The organism is Anaerobranca gottschalkii DSM 13577 (genome assembly GCF_900111575.1).
GTDB classification, from domain to species: Bacteria; Bacillota; Proteinivoracia; order Proteinivoracales; family Proteinivoracaceae; genus Anaerobranca; species Anaerobranca gottschalkii.
In genome coordinates this window covers 1-22,210 of the sequence record NZ_FOIF01000031.1, presented here as the reverse complement: position 1 = coordinate 22,210, position 22,210 = coordinate 1, and the positions used below count along the sequence as shown (strand labels likewise).

The following is a 22,210-nucleotide window of genomic DNA, read 5'->3' as shown; positions in this document are numbered from 1 at the left end:
CGCGTTACTCACCCGTCCGCCACTAGGTTAGGTCAAAAGCAAGCTCTCAACCTAACCCCGTTCGACTTGCATGTGTGAGGCATGCCGCCAGCGTTCGTCCTGAGCCAGGATCAAACTCTCCATAAAATTTGAAAAGTTTTCCTGACTTAAACTCAAAGTTTTTTCGATGCTATATTCTTTCCTGAAAGGTTTTTCTTTCAAGGAACTTTTTCAAAGAACTTTTTTCTTTTTTGTCACCTCGCGGCGACAAAACTTATCTTATCATTTTTCGTTTCCTTTGTCAACACCTTTTTTTGTTTTTTTGTTTTTCTTTTTAATTATAATGTTAAAAATTTATATAGGGGACAGTACCTGTCCCCCATTATTTATTCCTCTTGTTCACTTTCTGAAACTACTTTTGCTACTGCAACAACATAGTCATCATCAGAGAGTTTTACTAAGCGAACTCCTTGAGTTGTTCTTCCAAATACACCTATTTCTTCTATGTTTTGTCTTACGATGAATCCTTTGTTAGTAACAACCATAATATCTTCTTCATTTGAAACTGATTTTAATGCAACTAATTTTCCGTTTTTATCAGTTAAATTCATTAACTTGATTCCTTTTCCTCCACGGGATTGTTCCCTATACTCTTCTACTTTTGTTCTTTTTCCAAAACCTTTATTTGTAACAGTTAATAAATATTCATTTTGATTTACCGTTACTATATCTATAACTTTATCTCCTTCATTTAAACTTATACCTTTTACCCCTCTAGCAGAACGTCCCATTTCCCTAACATCAGATTCATCAAACTTAACCCCTAAACCATTTTCACTTCCTAATAAAATCTTTTGCTTTCCATCTGTTAATTTAACACCAATTAACTCATCACCTGGAGGTAAACTTATAGCAATTAACCCATTTTTTCTAATGTTTTCAAATTCTTCTAATCTAGTTTTCTTTACATATCCTTCTTTTGTTGCAAAAAATAAATAATAACCATCTGTAAATTCTTTTATCGGCATAACTGATGTTATTTTTTCATCTTTTTCAAGGGGTAAAATATTTACTATAGAAGTTCCCCTAGATTGTCTTCCACTTTCAGTTATTTCATAAACTTTTTTTCTATACACTTTTCCTTTATTGGTAAAGAATAAAATATAGTTATGGGAAGAAGTTATAAATAGATGTTCGATAAAATCATCGTTTTTACTAGCAATCCCTGTTACACCTTTTCCACCTCTTTTTTGGCTTTTATAAGTAGAGCAGGGTAGCCTTTTTATATATCCTTGATGGGTAATTGTAACAACTACATCTTCTTCTGCAATTAAATCTTCATACTCTATTTCATCATCATCGGCAGTAATTCTTGTTCTTCTTTGATCATTATACTTTTCTTTTACTTCTAGTAATTCTTCTTTTATAACTGCATCAATTTTTTTAGGATCCTCTAGTAATTCTTTATAATATTTTATTTTGCTTAAAACTTCGTTATACTCTGTCTCGATTTTTTCCCTTTCAAGACCAGTTAATCTTTGTAATCTCATGTCTAAAATAGCTTGAGCTTGTTTGTCGGAAAGACCAAATTTATTGATTAATCCTTCCTTTGCTTCATTTGTTGTTTTAGCTGCTCTAATTGTCTTAATTACTTCATCAATATTATCTAATGCAATCCTTAAACCTTCTAAGATATGGGCCCTTGCCTCTGCTTTATTTAAATCGTATTTAGTTCTTCTAGTAATTACATCCCGTTGATGGTTGAGATAATGTATTAATATATCCTTTAAATTTAAAACCTTAGGTTGGTTATCTACTAAAGCTAACATAATTATTCCATAAGTTTGTTGCAATTGGGTATGTTTTAATAAAAGGTTAGTTATATATTCTGGCTTAACATCTTTTCTTAATTCAATAACTACCCTCATACCTTTTCTATCTGACTCATCCCTTAAGTCAGTTATACCATCTATTTTTTTATCCCTTACTAATTCTGCAATTTTTTCTATAAGTTTTGCTTTATTAACCTGATAAGGTAGTTCTGTTATAACTAATCTTGTCTTTCCATTACTCATTTGTTCTTGGGATATTTCCCCTTGAATTTTTATAACTCCCCGTCCAGTTTTATAAGCATTTTTTATTCCATCTTTCCCTTTAATAATACCACCAGTAGGAAAATCTGGACCTTTTATTACTTCTATTAATTGATTAATAGAGATATCTGGATTATCTATTAACTTTATTGTTCCATCAATAACTTCTCCTAAATTATGGGGAGGTATATTTGTAGCCATACCTACGGCTATTCCTGAAGAACCATTTACTAAAATATTGGGAAATTTTGATGGTAAAACCCAAGGTTCTTGTAATGTTTCGTCAAAGTTTGGCTTAAAATCAACGGTATCTTTCTCTATATCTTGTAATAATACATCTGTTATTTTAGCTAATCTAACTTCTGTATAACGCATAGCTGCTGCAGAATCACCGTCAATAGAACCAAAATTACCATGACCATCTAATAAAGGATAGCGAATTGAAAAATCTTGAGCCATCCTTACAAGGGCATCATATACTGCCATATCACCATGGGGATGGTATTTACCTAAAACTTCACCAACTACCCTTGCACATTTTTTATAAGGTTTATCATTAGTAAATCCCATTTCACTCATAGCATAAAGAATTCTTCTATGAACTGGCTTTAATCCATCTCTAACATCAGGAAGAGCTCTACCTACTATTACACTCATTGCATAATCTAAATAAGATTGCTTCATTTCTTGACTTAAATCTATGGGTATTATTTTACCATGGGTTATTTCATTCATTAAAAAATTCACCTCTTCTATCTAGTAAACCTCTATACATCTAAGTTCTTTACATTTTTAGCATGGGTTTGAATAAATTCTCTTCTAGGTTCAACTTTATCACCCATAAGAATATTAAAAATTTCATCTGCTTGTATAGCATCTTCTAAAGATACTTGGAGTATTGTTCTAGTTTCTGGATCCATAGTAGTCTCCCATAATTGTTCTGGATTCATCTCTCCAAGACCCTTATACCTTTGTATTGAGTAATTTTTATTCTCTAAGGTATTTAAATACATTTCTAAATCTCTATCATTATAAATATATTTTTCGTTATTACCAACTTTAACTTTATATAAAGGTGGTTGAGCAATATATACATAACCATTTTCTATTAACGGTTTCATATACCTATAGAAGAAAGTCAATAAAAGAGTTCTTATGTGAGACCCGTCTACATCAGCATCTGTCATAATTATAATTTTATGGTATCTTAATTTATTAATATCAAAATCATCACTTATTCCTGTACCTAAAGCAGTTATAATTGTTCTAATTTCTTCGTTTCCTAATATCTTATCTATCCTTGTTTTTTCCACGTTAATAATTTTACCCCTTAAAGGCAAAATAGCTTGAAATCTTCGATCCCTGCCTTGTTTTGCTGACCCACCAGCTGAATCACCCTCTACTAAATAAATTTCACTTAAAGCAGGATCCTTTAAAGAGCAATCTGCTAGTTTACCTGGAAGAGAAGATATTTCTAAAGCATTTTTTCTTCTAGTAAGTTCCCTGGCCCTTCTAGCTGCTTCCCTTGCCCTTGCTGCTTGAAGTCCTTTTTCAACTATTTTCCTTGCTATTTGTGGATTTTCTTCTAAAAAGATTCCAAATTCTTCACTAAAAATTGAATCCACTATACCTCTCATTTCAGGGTTACCTAATTTTGTTTTTGTTTGACCTTCAAATTGAGGTTCAGGTAATTTTACACTTATAACTGCTGTTAACCCTTCTCTAACATCTTCACCTGTTAGATTACTCTCATTTTCTTTTAATAGATTATTTTTTCTAGCATAATCGTTAATTATCCTGGTTAAAGCCATTTTAAAACCTAATTCATGGCTACCACCTTCATGGGTATTAATATTATTTGCAAAGGAAAATATCCCCTCAGAATAACCAGTGTGATATTGAAGGGAAATTTCTATGATACATCCATCTTTTTCCTTTTCAATGATGATTGGTGGTTTATGAATAACATCTTTATTTTTATTTAAGAATTCTACATATGAAACAATTCCTCCATCAAATTTATATACCTCTTTTTTATCAATTCTTTTATCATATAAGGTTATTGATACACCTTTATTTAAGAAAGCTAATTCCCTTAATCTTGTATTTAAGATATCAAAGGAAAACTCAACAGTTTCAAAAATTTCAGGGTCTGGAAGAAATGTCACTTTTGTTCCTCTAGACTCTGTATTGCCAATAATTTTTAATTCAGTTACCGCTTCTCCCCGTTCAAATCTTTGATGATAAATTTTACCATTTATCATTATCTCTACTTCTAGCCATTTAGATAGAGCGTTAACTACAGAAGCACCAACACCATGGAGACCTCCTGTAATTTTATAACCTCCTCCTCCAAACTTACCACCGGCATGAAGTACTGTTAAAATTACTTCAACAGCAGGTTTACCCATTTTAGGATGTATATCTACAGGCATACCCCTACCATTATCAGTTACAGATACACTTCCATCTTCATTAAGTTCTACTATAATGGTATCGCAACCAAACATAACTTCATCAATACTATTGTCTACAATTTCATATACTAAATGATGTAATCCTTTTGTACCGGTAGAACCTATATACATACCTGGCCTTTTTCTAACAGGCTCTAACCCTTCTAATACTTGAATTTGTTCTGCTGTATATGTGATATTATTTTGATTATTATTTTTTCCTACCATTTCCATTCCTCCAATGGTTTAAAACTCTATATCATTATAATTATACTTGATAATCAGATAATGTCAAAACTCCAAGAGAAACTTAATTAAAATTTAGCCACGGTTAGTCCGTGGCTAATATATATTTTTTTCTATTCTTTTTTTTAATGTAGTAGTAGCAATGGGTGATAAATATATCTCATTATCTGTTACAATTAAAGATTTTATTTTAGCTTCTTCATCTACTTTTATTATTTTTTTCTTTGAATAGTTAATAAAATTGTATAATTCTTCTTTGCCATTTTTTTTGAATAAATTGTAATCAAAAATTCCAATAAGTTTTTTTGAAGATATAATTACTAGATTACCTAAATGAAGAACCATTTTTTTCACCTTTAACTTTCATTTAGAATATTACCCTTTTCTATTTTAAATATTTTACCAGAATTTGAGATTAGATTATCTTTATCTGTTGTTGTAATAAAGGTTTGTATTTTATTTTTTATATTTTTTATTAAAAAAGTTCTCCTTTTTTCATCAAGTTCTGATAACACATCATCAAGGAGAAGAACTGGATAATTCCCTTTATAAGAGACAAATAATTCTAATTCTGCAATTTTAAGGGATAACACTGCCGTTCTTTGTTGACCTTGAGACCCATACTTTTTAACGTTATAACCATTTATTTTAATTATAAGATCATCTCTATGGGGTCCAATAGATGTTACTTTATTCCTTAAATCTGTTGCTAAGGATTCTCTATATTTTTGTAAAAATATATTTTCCATTTCTTCTTTGCTTATTTTGGACAATTCTTTAATTCCTAAAGAGGAATGATACTCTATTTCAAGGTTTTCTTGATTATCCGTTAACTTTCTATGAATTAAATTTGATAAAATTTTAATTCTTTCTAAAATATCTAAACGTTTTTTTATAATTTCACTTGCTACTTTAGCTAGCTGTATATCAAAAACATCTATAGTTTTTTGTAATTCATTTTTGTTGGTCTTTAAAATACTATTTCTGTTTAAAATAATTCTATTATATTGATTTAATAATTTTGCATAATACGGGAATATTTGACTAATCTCACCATCTAAAAAGTTTCTCCTTGTATTTGGACTCCCTTTAATTAATAATAAATCTTCCGGAGAGAAAATTACCACATTGAATAGACCTAAAACTTCAGCAAAACTTTTTTTTTCAACACCGTTTACTTTTATTATTTTATTATTGTTTTTGTTTAACCCCATTTCTATTGTTGTTGAACAATCATCTTCAATGATTGTCCCTTTAATATAAAAATACTGCTTTTGCCATTGAATTAGGTCGTCTTTAATATGATTTCTCGGTGATTTACCTAATGCTAAAAAATAAATAGCTTCGAGTAAATTAGTTTTTCCTTGAGCATTATTACCAACGAATATATTGATATTTTTTTCAAAATCAATTTTTAGATTAGTATAATTACGGAAATTATTTAATTGAATATTTTTAATATACACTTAATACCATCTCCCAATTACTTTATGACAAAATCACCAATACCTTTTATAGTAATTTTGTCATTGGGATAGAGTTTTCTACCTCTACGTGTTTCAATTTTATCATTTACTTTTACATTTCCTTCTTGAATAAAAATTTTACCTTGTCCTCCACTTTCAACAACATTAATTAGCTTTAAAAATTGTTGTAATTGTATATATTCTGTATCTATTTTTACTGTATTCATATTTCATTCTCCTATGCTGTTCTTATTGGTAACACTAAGTATAGAAAATTATCTTCGGTACTTGGTTTAATTACACAAGGATTAAATGAACCATTAAATTCCATTATTATTTCATTACTTTCAATTACCTTTAAACAATCTGTTATTAATTTAGCATTAAAAGAAATAATTAGATCATCTCCAGATTTACTTATTTCTAAAGATTCTTCAGAACTTCCTAAATTAGGATTATGGGATGTAATATTAAGTTTATTATCTTTAACATTAAATTTAACTAAACTTTTAGATCCTTCTCTAGAAAGGAGTTCAGCCCTTTCAATAGCACTTAAAAAATCCTTTGTATTTACTTTAATTAAAGTTTTATTTTCTCTAGGTATTATCTGTTCATAAGGTGGATATTTCCCTTCTATTACCCTTGTACTAAATATTATCTGGTCGAATACAAAGAAAATAATATTTTTATTTATATATATATCTATATTCTTATCTTCATCTTCAACAAGTATTCTTTGTAACTCGTTAACAGCTTTTCCAGGAACTATTGTTTTTATTTCTTCAACTACTTCATCTTCAATAATTCCTACTCTATATGATAAACGATGACCATCAGTGGCAACTACATTAAAAGTATTATTTTTAATTTGAAATAAAACTCCCGTTAGAACTGGTCTAATTTCTTCAGTAGCAATAGAAATAGTAGTTTGTTTTAATATACTCTTAAATATACATTCAGAAATAGAAAGAACTTTCTTTTCTGGAAGTTTAGGGAATTCAGGGAACTCATTACTGTTTTGTCCAGTTATTTGGATATTAATTGATTTAGATTTAATATATACTATTTTATCTTCAGTTACAATAAAATTAATTTCTTCTTTAGGTAATTTACGGATTATATCACTAAAAATTTTAGCTTGAATGATTATCTCTCCATCAACTATACCTTTAACTTTTAGATTACATTCAATGGCTATTTCTAAATCTGTAGCTTTTACTGTTAAGTTATTACCTTTTAATGATAAAAGTATACCAGATAGAACAGGTATTGTAGTTTTATTAGAAATACCCCTTTGGGTTATAGTAATAGCTGATAATAAATTTTCTTGGGAACAATAAAATTCCATGAATATTTCCCCCTTGTTAATAATATAATATTATTTTAAAGATAATAGCATTAATAATAAAGGTTGTTGATATGTGTATAACTATAAAAATCCACGATTTATAAGGGTTTGAAAAAATTTAATAAACATGTGAATAACTTTTAAAGAGTCCACAATTATCCACAAACTTAACTTTTTATTTTTTTTATTAGTGCATCTATTTCTAATTTAAAGTTTTTGTTTGTTTCAATATCTTTTTTTACCTTTTCATGGGCATGGAGTACTGTAGTATGGTCTCTACCACCAAATAATTCTCCTATTTTTGGTAAAGAATTATCTGTTAACTCCCTTGATAAGTACATAGCAATTTGTCTTGGGTGGGCAACTGTCCTAGTTCTTTTTTTAGCTTTAAAATCTTCTACTTTTAAACCAAAGTGGTTAGCTACTATTTCTTGAATTTTTTCTATAGTTACCACTTCTGATTTTGTATCAGGTAGTATGTCTTTTAATGCTTGTTGAGCTAGCTCTACAGAAATTTCTTGTCCTGTCATAGAACTATAAGCAATAACCCTAGTTAAAGCACCTTCCAATTCCCTTATATTAGTAGCTACTTTATTTGCAATGAACATAATTACTGAGTTTGGTATATCTAGATTTTCTATATCCGCCTTTTTTCTTAGAATTGCTTCTCTAGTTTCTAAATCTGGTGGCTGAATATCAGTTATTAATCCCCACTCAAACCTTGATCTTAATCTATCTTCTAATGTAGGAATTTCTTTGGGAGGTCTATCACTAGAAATAATAATTTGTTTATTGTTTTCATGAAGGGTATTAAAAGTATGGAAAAATTCTTCTTGAGTTTGTTCCTTACCTGCTAAAAACTGAATATCATCAATTAGTAAAACATCAACTGTTCTATATTTATTCCTAAATTCTACCGTTTTATTATCCCTAATAGCGTTAATAAATTCATTTGTAAATTTTTCCGTTGAAATATAAACTACTTTACTATTAGCGTTTTGTTCTAACACATAATGGCCAATAGCATTCATTAAATGGGTTTTACCTAAACCAACTCCACCATAAATAAATAATGGATTATATGCCTTAGCTGGAGCTTCAGCTACAGCTAAAGAAGCAGCATGGGCAAATCTATTACTATTACCAATAACAAAAGTTTCAAAGGTATATTTAGGATTAAGTTGGGGAGTTATAAAATCGTCATTATTTTTGTTATCTATAGGTACAAATTTCTTTTTAGGTTTTTGAATTATAGAATCATCTTTAGGAACAATAAAATTAATCTGATATTCTTCCCCAGTAATTTTTAGAATAATGTCTTTAATTAGATGGGAATAACGGTTTTCCAACCATTCCTTTGTAAAATCATTAGGTACGCCTATAATGATATTGTTATTATATAAAGTAATAGGGGTAGTACCTTGTAACCAGGTTTCAAAACTTGGTTTACTTAGTTTTTCTTCTAATTTTTTTAATACTTCTGTCCATAGATTGTTTAAGAAAGAATTCATTTTTAAACCTCCCTAAAGAAACTTTTTCCTAAATTACTGTGCAAAACTCTACTGTGGATAAATAATAAAACAAAAAATATCCACATTTATATTGGAAAAGTGTATAACCAAATGTTAATTGTGAATAATTATTATAGAAATATCAACAAAAAAGATAACAATATCCACATTAATTGTTATCGGATAAAATTCGAAAAAAATAAGTTTTTTATAGTTTTCCACAAAATTAACAGTATAATTGAGAGTTATTTTATCCACAATTTTATTCACAGGTTGTTGATAACTTTGTTTTGTGGATAAAATATTAAGTATAAACAGTTTATCAAATTAATCCACAGACTGCAATAATAAAAACGACAATTATCCCCAAAAAAATTGATTTTTTGTGGATAATTGTAATAATCCACAGTCTTGACATATAGCAAACTATTAATGTATAATATCAGGTAGCGTAATTAAGGGGGTGGAATGCGATGAAAAGAACTTACCAACCCAAAGTAAGAAGACGTAAATCAAATCATGGGTTTTTAAAAAGAATGAGCACTAAAGCTGGCCGTAATGTTTTAAAACGCCGCCGTCAAAAAGGTAGAAAAAGATTAAGTGCATAAGGCTGCTTTTTAGTAGCCTTTTTGTGCATTTTATTCGGAGCTGAAAATGATGAAATTAAAAGGATTATTACCTTTAAAAAAAAATATAGAATTTAAAATTATTTATAATAATGGAAAATCAATTTCTACAAAAAACTTGGTTTTGTATTTTTATAAAACAAATACAAAAGGAAAAGTAGGGTTTGTTGTTAGTAAAAAAATAGGTAAAGCAACAGTTAGAAATAAATATAAAAGATTAATGAGAGAAGCTTTTAGAAATTCTCCCGTTGAGATAAATGAGTACATAAATTTAATTTTTTTAGCAAGACCTAAAATTGTTGAAGCTGATTATAATGTTATAATGAAAGATATTGTTTATTTGTTGAAAAAGGTAAATAAACAATATGGAGAATAAAATGGTTAAAGTAGTCCTTGTACTGATTAACTTTTATCAAAAATACATTTCACCATTAAAAGGGCCAAGTTGTAGATTTTATCCAACTTGTTCTGAATATTCTAAAGAGGCTTTTCTAAAATACGGTTTTTTTAAAGGTTTAATCTTAACAATAAAGAGGGTTTCAAAATGTCACCCTTTTCATAAAGGTGGTTATGATCCTCTTAAATAGTAAAGGAGGATAAAAATGAACATCATATCAAATTTTTTAAGTAGTTTACTAACAATTTTTTACAATCTTACTAATAGTTATGGTTTAGCTATAATTATGTTAACTTTGTTCTTTAGATTAGTTACATTTCCGTTAAATTTAAAACAGATTAAGTCAACAAAAGCTATAAATGCTTTAATGCCTGAAAGAAAAAAACTTGAAGAAAAATATAAAAATGATAAACAGGCATTAAATCAAGCTATGATGGAGTTGTATGCTAAGCATAAAATTAATCCATTAGCTGGTTGTCTACCAATTTTAATCCAATTTCCTATTTTTATTGCTATGTTTAGGGTTATTCAAGATACTAGTAATATCACAAATACTTTCTTTTTAGGTTTAGATTTAGCTAAAAATGCAAACGAATTAGGTTTTCCTTTAGGTGCTATTTTACCAGCATTAGCAGGTATAACTACATATCTTCAATCAAAACAAAGTATGGCCGATAATCCTGCTGCAGCTCAAGGTGGAATGGGAGCAATGACTACCATAATGCCTATTATGATTGTATTTTTCAGTTGGTCCCTCCCTGCTGGATTAGCTTTGTATTGGACAGTTGGTAATATTTTTGGTATATTACAACACTATCTATTAAATGTTGGAATTGAAACACAACCAGAAAAAGGGGAGGCATAAAAAATGAAGGTTGTTGAGATATCCGCTAAAACCATTGAGGAAGCAGTAGAGTTAGGATTACAACAACTAAACTTAACTAAAGATGAAATAGATTATGAAGTTTTAGAATATCCAACAAAAGGGATCTTAGGTATTATGGCTAAACCTGCGAAAGTTTTAATAAAAGAAAAATTTATTCCTGTAAAAGAAGTAAAGAAATTTTTACATGGTGTTTTAAAGGAATTTAATATTAACTATTCTTTAAAAGTCGATGAATACCCAGAATTTATAAAAGCTAAAGTTACTGGTGATGATTTAGCAATTTTAATTGGTAAACATGGAAAAACTATCGATGCTTTACAATATTTATTAAGTCTATCAATAAATAAAAAGACTGAAGAATATATAAAAATCATTTTAGATGTAAATGGATATAGAGATAAAAGGGAATTAACTCTGGAGGCATTGGCAATTAGACAAGCGGAAAGGGCTAAAAAGTATAAAAAGAGAATAGTTTTAGAACCGATGAACGCTATGGAAAGAAGAATTATTCATAGTGTATTAAATGATGATCCAGAAGTTGAAACTTATAGTGAAGGTGAAGAACCTAATCGAAGGGTTGTTATAGAACCAATTGGGTAGATAGCAAAACCAGTTGACATTTTGTTAACTGGTTTTTTAACTACTAAATATTTTCTTAGAAATTTGGTAAGATAATAATACTTCTTTAGTTGCTAAATGAATTTATTAGAGGTGAAAGTTTATGTTAACAGATACAATTGTGGCAGTAGCCACAGCCATTGGACAAAGCAGTGTTGGGATAGTTAGAATAAGTGGTCCTAAAGCTTTTCAAATAGCTGAAGAAATTTTTCGGTCCCCTAAAAATATAGCTTTTAATCAATTTAAGGCTAATACTATAAATTTTGGTTATATAGTAGATGGTGATAAAGTAATAGATGAGGTATTACTGTCAATTTTTAAGGCTCCTAAATCCTATACTGGAGAAGATGTTATTGAAGTAAATTGCCATGGAGGGAGTATTCCCATAAAAAAAACAATGGAGTTAATTTTGAAAAAAGGGGCTAGGTTAGCTGAACCTGGGGAATTCACAAAAAGAGCTTTTCTCAATGGACGTATTGATTTATCCCAAGCTGAAGCGATAATGGACCTTATTTCTGCTAAAACTGATCTTAGTTTAAATGTTGCTACAAGTCATGTACTTGGTAAGTTGTCTGCAAAGGTACAAGAAATTAACGAAATAATTATTTCTGCCTTGGCCTATATAGAAGCTACTATTGATTATCCAGATGAAGTGTTTGAAGAAGGAGATACATTAAAAATTAAAGAAAGTCTATTAGAAGGAGTAGAAAAACTAGAAAAATTATTGACAACATCAAAAGCAGGTAAAATATTAAGGGAAGGTATAAAAACAACTATAGTTGGAAAACCCAATGTGGGAAAATCATCATTACTAAATAGGTTATTAAATTCACAACGGGCTATAGTTACTGATATTCCTGGTACTACTCGGGATATATTAGAAGAACAAATATCAATTAGGGGAATACCTATGATTTTAGTGGATACTGCTGGTATTAGAGAAACAGAGGATGTGGTAGAAAAGATAGGTGTTGAAAGAAGTAAAAAGGCTATCGAAGAAAGTGATTTAATTTTGTTTGTTTTAGATGGTTCTAGAAGTTGGGATATATATGATCAACAAATTTTAGAACTACTTCAAGGAAAAAATGTAATCGTTTTATTGAACAAAAGGGATTTAGAGCAAGTGTTAACAAAGGAAGAAGTACAAAATATTACTGGTTACCAAGAAGTTATAGAAATATCTGTAAATGAAGATATAAATTTAGACAAACTTGAAGAAGGAATAATTAAGACATATGAATTAAAAGATCTAATTAGTAGAAGTGATGAGGTTCTGATATCCAATATTAGACATGAAAAATCTTTACAAGATGCTAAAATTAATTTAGAAGATGCTATAAAGAATATTGAAAATGGCCTTCCATTAGATATAATAGCTATAGATTTAAGAGATGCCTGGGAAAACTTAGGGAAAGTAACGGGACAAACTTTGAATAAGGGCATTATCGATGAAATATTTTCTAGATTTTGTTTAGGAAAATGAGGTGGTAATATATGAATAAATATGATTGTATAGTGATTGGAGCTGGACATGCTGGTTGTGAAGCTGCACTAGCATCTGCAAGAATGGGAATTAGAACCATTATTTTTACATTAAGCTTAGATAATATAGCTTTAATGCCTTGTAATCCAGCTATTGGTGGTCCAGCAAAAGGCCATCTAGTAAAGGAATTAGATGCCTTAGGTGGAGAAATGGGGAAAAACATTGATAAGACATATATTCAAATCCGTATGCTTAATACCGGTAAAGGTCCAGCTGTTCATGCTTTAAGGGCACAAGCGGACAAAGCAATGTATCAACTTAATATGAAAAAGACATTAGAAAGCCAAGAAAACTTAGAAGTTAGGCAAGGTTTGGTAGATAAAATTTTGTTTAAAGGAAATAAAGTTGAAGGAATCCAATTGGATACTGGAGAAAAGTTTTATTGTCAAGCTTTAATAATAGCTACTGGGACATATTTAAGGGGTAGAATAATTTTAGGAGATTTAAATTATGAAGGTGGACCTAATGGTCAGTTTGCCGCTAAAAATTTGACTAATTCTTTACAAGAAATGGGTCTTAAATTAATGAGATTTAAAACAGGAACTCCACCGAGGGTAGATGGCCGAACTTTAGATTACAGTAAAATGATTATTCAACCAGGAGATGATAAACCTTTAAAATTTTCCTTTACTACCGATGAAAAAGATCTTATAAGAGAACAAGTTCCATGTTATTTAACCTATACAAATGAAAAGACCCATGAAATTATCAGAAATAATTTTCATCGATCTCCTTTATTTTCTGGGGTCATAGAGGGTGTAGGACCAAGATATTGTCCATCAATAGAAGATAAAATTAAGAGATTTCCCGATAAAGAAAATCACCAATTATTCGTGGAACCAGAAGGTATGTTTACCAATGAAATGTATCTTCAGGGTATGTCTACTAGTTTACCTGTTGATGTACAATATGAATTCATCAGAACTATACCTGGTTTAGAAAATGTTAAAATAACTAGGCCAGGCTATGCTATAGAGTATGATTGTATTGATCCTACAGAATTAAAAAGGACATTAGAAACTAAAAAAATAGAAGGTCTATTTACTGCTGGTCAATTTAATGGAACTTCTGGCTACGAAGAAGCCGCAGCTCAAGGCTTAATTGCAGGGATTAACGCTGCTTTGAAAATTAAGGGTAAAGAGCCATTTATCCTACAAAGATCTGAAGGGTATATAGGAGTTTTAATAGATGATTTAACAATTAAAGGAACTCCTGAACCTTACCGTATGTTAACTTCAAGGGCTGAATTTAGGTTATTATTAAGGCAAGATAATGCTGATTTACGATTAACTCCAAAAGGATATGAAATTGGATTAATAGATGAAAAGCGTTATAATAAATTTTTACAAAAAGTAAGTTCCATTGAAGAAGAAATTAATGAGTTAAAGTCTACCATGGTAACACCTTCAAAAGAAAATAATGAGATATTAGTTACTATGGGTTCAGCTCCAATAAATAAAAGTTACTCATTAGCAGATCTATTAAAAAGACCAGAAATTAAGTATAGTGATTTAGAAAAATTAGTACCTAGAAATAAAAATTTACCTTATGAAATTAAAGAACAAGTTGAAATACAAATCAAATATTCTGGTTATGTTGAAAAACAAAATTTACAAATTAACAGATTTAGTAAATCAGAAAATATTTTAATCCCTAAAGATATAAATTATGATGAGATTAAATCTTTATCAAGAGAGAGCCGTGAAAAATTAAATAAAATTCGTCCTGAAACCATTGGTCAAGCTTCACGAATTTCTGGAGTTTCTCCAGCAGATATTTCTATTTTACTAATATATTTAGAACAAATGAGGAGAATGTAAATAAATGGAAATTTTAAAGGAATATCTTAAGGATTTTAATATTGCTATAACTGATTATAATGTGGAGCAGTTTATAAAGTATAAAGAATTGTTACTAGACTGGAATGAAAAAATTAATCTAACTGCTATAGTTGATAATGATGGTATAGCTATTAAACATTTTGTTGATTCAATTATACCTGTTAATGAATTTACAAATGGTAGCTCTATAATTGATGTGGGAAGTGGGGCTGGATTCCCAGGAGTTCCTTTAGCTATAGTAAATCCCAGTTTAAAGGTTACTGCTCTAGATTCACTACAAAAGAGATTGAAATTTTTATCAGAAGTTAAAAAGGATTTAGTTTTGGATAATTTAACTCTAATTCACGGTAGGGCAGAAGATTATGGTAAAAATTTACAATATAGAGAGAAATTTACCTATGCAACTGCTAGAGCAGTTGCTCCATTGAATATTTTAGCAGAACTTTGTTTACCCTTTGTTAAAGTAGGTGGCTATTTTATAGCATATAAGGGAGATAAATGGGAAGAAGAAATACAACAGAGCATAAAAGCCATTGAGATTTTAGGGGGTAAAGTAGAAAAAACATATACTTATACTTTACCTAAAATATCTGATGTCCGTTCTATAATTAAAATTAAGAAAGTGTTTAATACAGATCAAAAATATCCCAGAAAAGCGGGAATTCCCAATAAAAAGCCCCTTTAATTTAAAATTAAACCATCATAAGCTATTGAATGATGGTTTAATTTTTTATTTGAAGTTTTTAATTATTTTTTAGTAATTTAAGAAGGAATAAAGTAAATTTTAGCGAAATTATAAAGTTGAATGAATGTAGCATAACTAACTGTTAAAAAACTAGTATATGTTTACTTAACTGGGATAGAGGATAGGAGAAATGATATAAAAAGAAATCAAGTAACTACTCTACATTTCCAACAATGGATTTTAGTTATTTGATTTAAAAGAAGGGAGGAAAGGGAGTAACCGTTAGCTCGCGGTATGGCATTGTAGAGAAATGCCATTTGGTACACTAAGTTTTAAGAGCTTAGTGTATGAGTAAAATCCATATTTGGATTTTACAGAGCTTTTTCTATGAGAGAACAGTTATCAAAATTATTAGGTCAATTGGAAAAAGGAGAAGAAATTCAACAAATCCCTATCAATAAGATCACTTCTAATCCATTTCAGCCGAGAAAGCATTTTGATGATGAAAAAATCGATGAATTAGCCCAGTCCATCAAAACATATGGATTATTACAACCTATCATTTTGAGAAAAGTAGATGATAAATATGAAATCATTGCCGGGGAAAGAAGATTTAAAGCATGTGTTAAATTAGGTTTTAATAAAGTGTCAGCTATTGTTAAAGAAGCAAATGATGGGGCAATGGCAGCAATAGCATTAATTGAGAATATCCAAAGGGAAAATTTAAACTTTTTAGAAGAGGCAGAGGGTTTACACCGGTTAATAACTGAATTTAATTTGACCCAAGAAGTGTTGGCTCAGAGAATTGGTAAGAGTCAATCAACTATTGCTAATAAATTAAGATTATTAAAACTTCCTCAAGAGGTTAAGGAACAACTAAAAAATAGTAATTTAACAGAAAGACATGCTAGGGCATTATTAAAACTTCCTGAACATGAACAATTACCTTTATTGAAAAGGATAATTGATGAAGGAATGACAGTAAGGCAAACAGAAGAAGCAGTAGAAATCCTTGTACAAACTGGGGTAACTGAAGAGAAAAGCAATGATGAAACAAGCAAGGCTCAAACCCGTAGATTTGTCATAAAGGATTTTAGAATTTTCTTGAATTCAATAAAGCAAGTTGTAAGTACTATTAAGAGTACTGGTATTGATGCTATTATGGAAGAAGACGATAATGAAGATTATCTAGAAGTAAGAATTAGACTACCTAAAAACCGTTGAAATAATGTAATGAAAGGAGCTTAAATATGTCTAAGGTTTTTGCAATTACCAATCAAAAAGGTGGTGTAGGAAAAACCACTACAGCCGTTAACCTAAGTGCTTACTTAGCTATGAAAGGGAAAAAAGTACTTTTATTAGATATAGATCCCCAAGGGAATTCTACTAGTGGTCTTGGAGTTAATAAACATCACATTAAAAAATGTATATATAATGTTTTAGTTGATGACTTTCCTTTGGATGCAATTATAGTTCCAACATCTGTTAAAAACTTAGATTTAGCCCCTGCTACAATTCAGTTAGCAGGAGCAGAAATTGAATTGGTTCCTACTGTATCTAGAGAAGTGAGATTAAAAAATGGATTGGCAAATGTGAGGAGAGAATATGATTATATTATTATCGATTGTCCTCCTTCTCTAGGACTATTGACCATTAATGCTTTAACAGCAGCAGATGGTGTTATAGTACCGATCCAGTGTGAATACTATGCTTTAGAGGGATTAAGTCAACTTGTTAATACTGTTAATCTTGTTCAAAAACATTTAAATCCTTTATTGACCTTTGAAGGTGCTTTATTGACAATGTATGATGCTAGAACTAATTTATCTAATCAAGTAGTGGAAGAAGTAAAAAACTTCTTTGGTAATAAGGTTTATAAAACTATAATTCCCCGTAATGTTAGATTAAGCGAAGCACCTAGCCATGGTAAGTCTATTTTAGAATATGATCCAAAATCCAAAGGGGCAGAAGTTTATGAAGCCTTGGCGGAGGAGGTGTTAAAAGGTGTCTAAAAAAGGGTTAGGTAGAGGTCTTAGTGCTTTAATTCCCGAATTACCACAACAAGATATTAACCCTAATTCAATTCAGGATATTCCTATCAGTAGAATTAGACCAAATCCTAAACAACCTAGAAAAAACTTTTCACAAGAATCCCTTCAAGAATTAGCAGAGTCAATTAAAATTCACGGTATAATTCAACCGATAGTTGTCAGGAGTATAGAAGGAGGATATGAACTAGTAGCAGGGGAAAGAAGACTGAGGGCTAGTAAAATAGCCGGTCTAGATACCATAAAAGCTGTGATTCAAAATTTTACAGATAGGCAGTTAGCTGAAATAGCCCTTATAGAAAATTTACAAAGGGAAGATTTAAATTCTATTGAAGAAGCAGAAGCATATCAAAAACTAATAGATGAATTTCATTTAACACAGGAGCAACTATCCTTGAGGTTAGGGAAAAGTAGGTCTGCAATTGCAAATACCCTCAGGTTATTAGATTTAGCAAAAGATGTTAAAGAACTGGTAATTAAAGGGTTATTAAAACCAGGACAAGTAAGGCCATTATTGGTATTAGATAAAAGCAAACAAAAAGAAGTGGCCAATTTAATAGTAGAAAAATCTTTGAATACCAGACAAATAGAGAAATATGTAAAGGAATTAAGGGAAAAAGAAAAAATTCTAAAATTAAAAAAAGAAGAGAACATTGATCCAGAAATAAAAGATGTTGAAGAAAAAATCATGGAATCCATTGGAGTAAAGGTAAAAATCAAAGGGAATGATAAAAAGGGAGTTATAGAAATCAATTATTATGATGAAAATGACCTTAATAGAATCATTCAATTACTACTTGACAAGGGTTAAAACCCTTGTTTTTTGTAAGAGGAAATTTGTAAAACAAAATTGTTTCACGTGAAACAAAAAAGATAAAATTAAATGATGGAGGTGAAATGTTACAGATGTTTTCTGTAACGAAAGAATGATATATTTAGATAACGGTGCTACTAGTTTTCCTAAACCTGAAAATGTATATAAAGCCCATGATTATGCATTTCGTAATTATGGAGCTAATCCTGGTAGGGGAGGTCATAGTTTAGCTAGAGAGTGTGCTAGAGTTATTTATAACACTAGAGAGAAAATACGGGAATTTATTAAGGCTAATAGTACAAGGGAAATTATTTTTACATCAAATACTACAGAGGCCCTTAATCAAGGAATTCTAGGAGTAGTTAGTGAAGGAGATCATATTATAATTAGTAAATTAGAGCACAATTCAGTTTGGAGACCAGTTGAATGGTTGAGGAAAAACTTTAAGATTGAGTTAGATTTTTGTGAACATGATAAAGAAGGGTATATTATACTAGAAGATTTGGAAAGGAAAATTAAAAAAAATACAAAGTTAGTAGTGATAAATCATTGTAGTAATGTCTTTGGGACCATGCAAAATTTATCAGCTATTGGGCAAATAACTAGAAATAAAGGAGTATTATTACTAGTTGATGGGGCCCAAAGTTTAGGTTTTGAAGAAATAGATGTTCAAAGAATGGGAATAGATATGTTGGCTTTTGCAGGTCATAAAGGGTTATTAGGGCCAATGGGTACAGGAGGATTATATGTAAGGGAAGATATTATTTTAAAGCCACTTAAAACAGGGGGTACTGGTAGTAAGTCTGAATCACCAGAAGTTCCAGCTAAAGGGCCAGAAAGATATGAAAGTGGAACTATGAATACAGCAGGAATTTATGCTTTAGGAGCTGGAGTAGATTTTATAAATGAACAAGGGTTAGATAAAATAAAGTCTCATAAACTTAATTTATTAAAAAGGTTGATTGATGGGTTAGAGGGTATAGTAACCTTTTATGGCCCTCAATCCTTAGAAAATAGAGGTCCAGTTATATCTTTTAACCTTGGGGACATGGCATCTACAGATGTAGCCTTTATCTTAGATACAGTTTATAACATTGCTGTTAGAGCTGGTTTACATTGTAGTCCCTTAGCCCACAAATTTTTTGGAACTTTAGAACAAGGAACTATAAGGGTAACTCCTGGTATATTTAATACAATAGAAGAGATAGATATTTTAATTAAAGCTATTAAAGAGATAAGGGAGAGTTAAAATGGGGAACTTAGTTAATGGATTTGCTATCATTATTGGTGGGATCATTGGTACATTATTTGGTAAGTTAATACCTAAAAGGGTAGAGGAAACGGTAATATATGGTATTGGATTAGCAGTTTTAGTTATTGGAATTCAAAGTATGGTGGTAATAACAAACATACTTCATGTTATAATTGCTATTACATTAGGGGCAATAGTTGGTGAGACTATTAACTTAGATGATAAATTTAATCAAGGGGCAAAATGGTGTGAAAAACAAATAAATAGGGTGGTTAAAGGAGATATCGCATCAGGTTTAATTTATGCTTCTTTGATATATTGTGTAGGCCCTATGGCAATTTTAGGGGCTATAGAAATGGCTTTGTTTAATGATTCTTCAACATTAATTGCAAAAGCTGCATTAGATGGAATAACTTCTGTTGCCTTTTCATCTATTCTAGGAATAGGAGTTGCTATATCGGGAATTGTAGTGTTTATCTATCAAGGAATAATATATTTAATGGCTAAAATTTTAGGTGATTTTGCCACAGGGGAAATGATTAATGCTATTAAAGGATTAGGTGGAATTTTAATATTTGCTATAGGCTTGAATATTACTAATATTACTAAAATAAAAGTTGCTAACCTTTTGCCCGCCTTCTTTTTCATAATTTTATTTACAATGTTATTTTAAAAGGAGAGATAGATAATGTATACTCCTGCTGTGATAATAAATTATGAAATTATGATGAGAAATTTAAGGGAAATTCAAGAATTATGTAATGAAAGGGGAGTAAAATTAAGACCCCATTTTAAAGCCCATAAAACTCCCTACTTAGCAGATATTCAAAGACAATTAGGAGCTATAGGTTTCACAACTGCTAAGTTGGCAGAAGCGGAATTATTAGTAGAGGAAGGATTTAAAGATATATTAATAGCGTACCCCATAGTAAGTGAAGAAAATGTGAAAAGATTAAAAGAAATATCTGGAAAAGTAAAAATTAGTACAATTATAGATTCATTAGAAGGTGCAAAAATATTAAGTCAAGGGTTTGCTAATCAAACCTTAGATGTGTTAATAAAAATAGATACAGGATTAAATAGATGTGGGCTTAAACCTAGTAGTGAAGATATATTTAATTTTGTGAAAGAAGTATTAAAACTAAAAAATTTAAATTTAAAGGGATTATTAACCCATGGAGGCCATAGTTACAAAGCAAAGAGTATTGAAGAAATAAAATTGATAGCAGAGACTGAAGGAAAAACTTTATTAAATCTCAAGGAATTTTTAGAAATGAAAGGAATTATGATTGATGAAATAAGTGTAGGTTCTACTCCTACTTTGAGACATCTTTTGGAAATACCCCAAATTACAGAAGTTAGGCCAGGAAATTACATCTTTAATGACTATACCCAAGTTTCTTTGAATACAACAACCATTAATAATTGTGCTTTAAAAGTTAGATCTACAGTTATTAGCAGAGGAAATGGAAAATTTATCATAGATGCTGGTTCAAAAACATTAGGTTTAGATAAAGGTACCCACGGCAATGAAATTATTAAAGGTTATGGTAAAATATTAGAATATCCTGAAGCAGAAATAGTTGCTCTTTCAGAAGAGCATGGAATAGTAAAAAGCCCAATGTTGCCTAAAATTGGTGAAAAAATTACTATAATTCCTAATCATAGTTGTGTTGTAATGAATTTAGCACCTTTTGTTTATCTAGAAAAAGAAGGAAAGTATATTTTATTAGAAAATAAAGGAAGCAGACTAAATTTCTAATAAAGTATTAACTATTTTAATAATGGAGAAACTAGATTTAAAAAGGAGTGAAGAAATGAAAAGGAAAATTACACCTCCAACAGAGATGGTTTCTCCCAAATTTTCAATGAGTTTAAATGAACAAGAAGTATATAATTTGACTGGTGTAAGCTACCAAGATATTAGCCTAAATAATAAAAAAAATAATAAAGATTTTTTTGCATTAGGTGATGTTTTTCAAGGGGATTGGTCCAATAATTGGGCACCTGTAAATTTAATAGAAAATAATAAACAAGATTAACAGTTTGTAGACAAAATCATTTTTTAAAGGCTGTAGTAATTAAACATTCTAACAAAGTTTTACGTCGAGATTTAAGGCTTCTATCTAAAAGGAAGAAGGGTACCGCTCTAATTCGCCGTCCATGGCTCAATAGAGCTTTCGGAACGTCCTGTTCCTCCCCCCTTCTTCCTTTTATCTAATTAGCTCTTAAATCTATCTCCTCAACTTAATCGTATCTTTGTTTAATTACCACAGCTGGTGATGACTTTGTCTATAGTTTGTCTTCAGTCTGTGATTAAGTTAATTTGTTATAAAAAATAAGCAAGGTTTATTGTGTAAAAGCAATAAATCTTGCTAAATTTTATTATAAAATAGTTTGA

Annotated in this window: 22 protein-coding genes and 1 rRNA gene; 15 read left to right on the top strand and 8 right to left on the bottom strand. The window is 29.9% G+C overall.

The window, feature by feature from the left end; translation table 11 throughout:
* From BMX60_RS08005 to dnaA, 8 genes are all read right to left on the bottom strand, one after another.
* Positions 1–126, bottom strand: a 16S ribosomal RNA gene (locus BMX60_RS08005); the annotation flags it as partial.
* Positions 127–365: 239 nt separating this feature from the next.
* On the bottom strand, positions 366–2,807 hold the full coding sequence (gene gyrA, locus BMX60_RS08000; RefSeq protein WP_091350988.1) for a DNA gyrase subunit A: 2,442 nt from the start codon (positions 2,805–2,807) through the stop codon (positions 366–368).
* 32 nt (positions 2,808–2,839) lie between these two features.
* Complete coding sequence (gene gyrB, locus BMX60_RS07995) at positions 2,840–4,756, bottom strand: DNA topoisomerase (ATP-hydrolyzing) subunit B (RefSeq protein ID WP_207648420.1); 1,917 nt, start codon at positions 4,754–4,756, stop codon at positions 2,840–2,842.
* 114 nt (positions 4,757–4,870) lie between these two features.
* Positions 4,871–5,119: an extracellular matrix regulator RemB gene (remB, locus tag BMX60_RS07990; protein ID WP_091350986.1), complete on the bottom strand. Its 249-nt coding sequence runs from the start codon at positions 5,117–5,119 to the stop codon at positions 4,871–4,873.
* 11 nt (positions 5,120–5,130) lie between these two features.
* Positions 5,131–6,240: a DNA replication/repair protein RecF gene (recF, locus tag BMX60_RS07985; protein WP_091350985.1), complete on the bottom strand. Its 1,110-nt coding sequence runs from the start codon at positions 6,238–6,240 to the stop codon at positions 5,131–5,133.
* A gap of 17 nt (positions 6,241–6,257) precedes the next feature.
* Positions 6,258–6,467 carry a S4 domain-containing protein YaaA gene (gene yaaA / locus BMX60_RS07980; protein WP_091350984.1) on the bottom strand — a complete coding sequence of 70 codons (210 nt, stop codon included), beginning with the start codon at positions 6,465–6,467 and terminating at the stop codon, positions 6,258–6,260.
* An 11-nt stretch (positions 6,468–6,478) separates the two neighbouring features.
* Positions 6,479–7,588 carry a DNA polymerase III subunit beta gene (dnaN, locus tag BMX60_RS07975; protein WP_091350983.1) on the bottom strand — a complete coding sequence of 370 codons (1,110 nt, stop codon included), beginning with the start codon at positions 7,586–7,588 and terminating at the stop codon, positions 6,479–6,481.
* A gap of 167 nt (positions 7,589–7,755) precedes the next feature.
* Positions 7,756–9,099: a chromosomal replication initiator protein DnaA gene (gene dnaA / locus BMX60_RS07970; RefSeq protein ID WP_091350982.1), complete on the bottom strand. Its 1,344-nt coding sequence runs from the start codon at positions 9,097–9,099 to the stop codon at positions 7,756–7,758.
* A gap of 473 nt (positions 9,100–9,572) precedes the next feature.
* On the opposite strand from dnaA, the gene rpmH reads away from it, so the two are divergent.
* From rpmH to BMX60_RS07895, 15 genes are all read left to right on the top strand, one after another.
* Entirely contained in the window at positions 9,573–9,707 is a 135-nt protein-coding gene (gene rpmH / locus BMX60_RS07965; protein ID WP_091350981.1) for a 50S ribosomal protein L34, read from the top strand.
* A gap of 49 nt (positions 9,708–9,756) precedes the next feature.
* Positions 9,757–10,101 (top strand): ribonuclease P protein component, encoded by a 345-nt coding sequence (gene rnpA / locus BMX60_RS07960; protein ID WP_177159746.1) that lies wholly within the window; start codon positions 9,757–9,759, stop codon positions 10,099–10,101.
* A gap of 1 nt (position 10,102) precedes the next feature.
* Positions 10,103–10,312, top strand: a complete 210-nt coding sequence (gene yidD / locus BMX60_RS07955; protein ID WP_091350979.1) for a membrane protein insertion efficiency factor YidD — start codon at positions 10,103–10,105, stop codon at positions 10,310–10,312.
* A gap of 15 nt (positions 10,313–10,327) precedes the next feature.
* Positions 10,328–10,987, top strand: a complete 660-nt coding sequence (locus tag BMX60_RS07950; RefSeq protein ID WP_091350978.1) for a YidC/Oxa1 family membrane protein insertase — start codon at positions 10,328–10,330, stop codon at positions 10,985–10,987.
* A gap of 3 nt (positions 10,988–10,990) precedes the next feature.
* A complete protein-coding gene (gene jag / locus BMX60_RS07945) occupies positions 10,991–11,608 on the top strand; it encodes an RNA-binding cell elongation regulator Jag/EloR (RefSeq protein ID WP_091350977.1) in 618 nt (205 codons plus the stop codon).
* A 121-nt stretch (positions 11,609–11,729) separates the two neighbouring features.
* Positions 11,730–13,109, top strand: coding sequence for a tRNA uridine-5-carboxymethylaminomethyl(34) synthesis GTPase MnmE (mnmE, locus tag BMX60_RS07940; RefSeq protein WP_091350976.1), 1,380 nt, complete (start codon positions 11,730–11,732; stop codon positions 13,107–13,109).
* An 11-nt stretch (positions 13,110–13,120) separates the two neighbouring features.
* A complete protein-coding gene (gene mnmG / locus BMX60_RS07935) occupies positions 13,121–14,989 on the top strand; it encodes a tRNA uridine-5-carboxymethylaminomethyl(34) synthesis enzyme MnmG (RefSeq protein WP_091350975.1) in 1,869 nt (622 codons plus the stop codon).
* A gap of 4 nt (positions 14,990–14,993) precedes the next feature.
* Complete coding sequence (gene rsmG, locus BMX60_RS07930; RefSeq protein ID WP_091350974.1) at positions 14,994–15,695, top strand: 16S rRNA (guanine(527)-N(7))-methyltransferase RsmG; 702 nt, start codon at positions 14,994–14,996, stop codon at positions 15,693–15,695.
* 387 nt (positions 15,696–16,082) lie between these two features.
* Positions 16,083–16,919: a nucleoid occlusion protein gene (gene noc, locus BMX60_RS07925; RefSeq protein ID WP_091350973.1), complete on the top strand. Its 837-nt coding sequence runs from the start codon at positions 16,083–16,085 to the stop codon at positions 16,917–16,919.
* Between the two features lie 26 nt (positions 16,920–16,945).
* The gene (locus BMX60_RS07920; RefSeq protein ID WP_091350972.1) at positions 16,946–17,707 is read left to right on the top strand and encodes a ParA family protein; all 762 of its coding nucleotides are present in this window, start codon (positions 16,946–16,948) and stop codon (positions 17,705–17,707) included.
* Positions 17,700–18,554, top strand: a complete 855-nt coding sequence (locus BMX60_RS07915; protein WP_091350971.1) for a ParB/RepB/Spo0J family partition protein — start codon at positions 17,700–17,702, stop codon at positions 18,552–18,554. Before BMX60_RS07920 ends, BMX60_RS07915 begins: the two co-directional genes overlap by 8 nt.
* A gap of 115 nt (positions 18,555–18,669) precedes the next feature.
* Positions 18,670–19,806: an aminotransferase class V-fold PLP-dependent enzyme gene (locus tag BMX60_RS07910; protein WP_091350970.1), complete on the top strand. Its 1,137-nt coding sequence runs from the start codon at positions 18,670–18,672 to the stop codon at positions 19,804–19,806.
* A 1-nt stretch (position 19,807) separates the two neighbouring features.
* On the top strand, positions 19,808–20,482 hold the full coding sequence (locus BMX60_RS07905; RefSeq protein ID WP_091350969.1) for a DUF554 domain-containing protein: 675 nt from the start codon (positions 19,808–19,810) through the stop codon (positions 20,480–20,482).
* Between the two features lie 15 nt (positions 20,483–20,497).
* Positions 20,498–21,571, top strand: a complete 1,074-nt coding sequence (locus BMX60_RS07900; protein WP_091350968.1) for an alanine racemase — start codon at positions 20,498–20,500, stop codon at positions 21,569–21,571.
* A gap of 55 nt (positions 21,572–21,626) precedes the next feature.
* On the top strand, positions 21,627–21,851 hold the full coding sequence (locus BMX60_RS07895; RefSeq protein WP_091350967.1) for a hypothetical protein: 225 nt from the start codon (positions 21,627–21,629) through the stop codon (positions 21,849–21,851).
* The last annotated feature ends 359 nt before the right edge of the window (positions 21,852–22,210 follow it).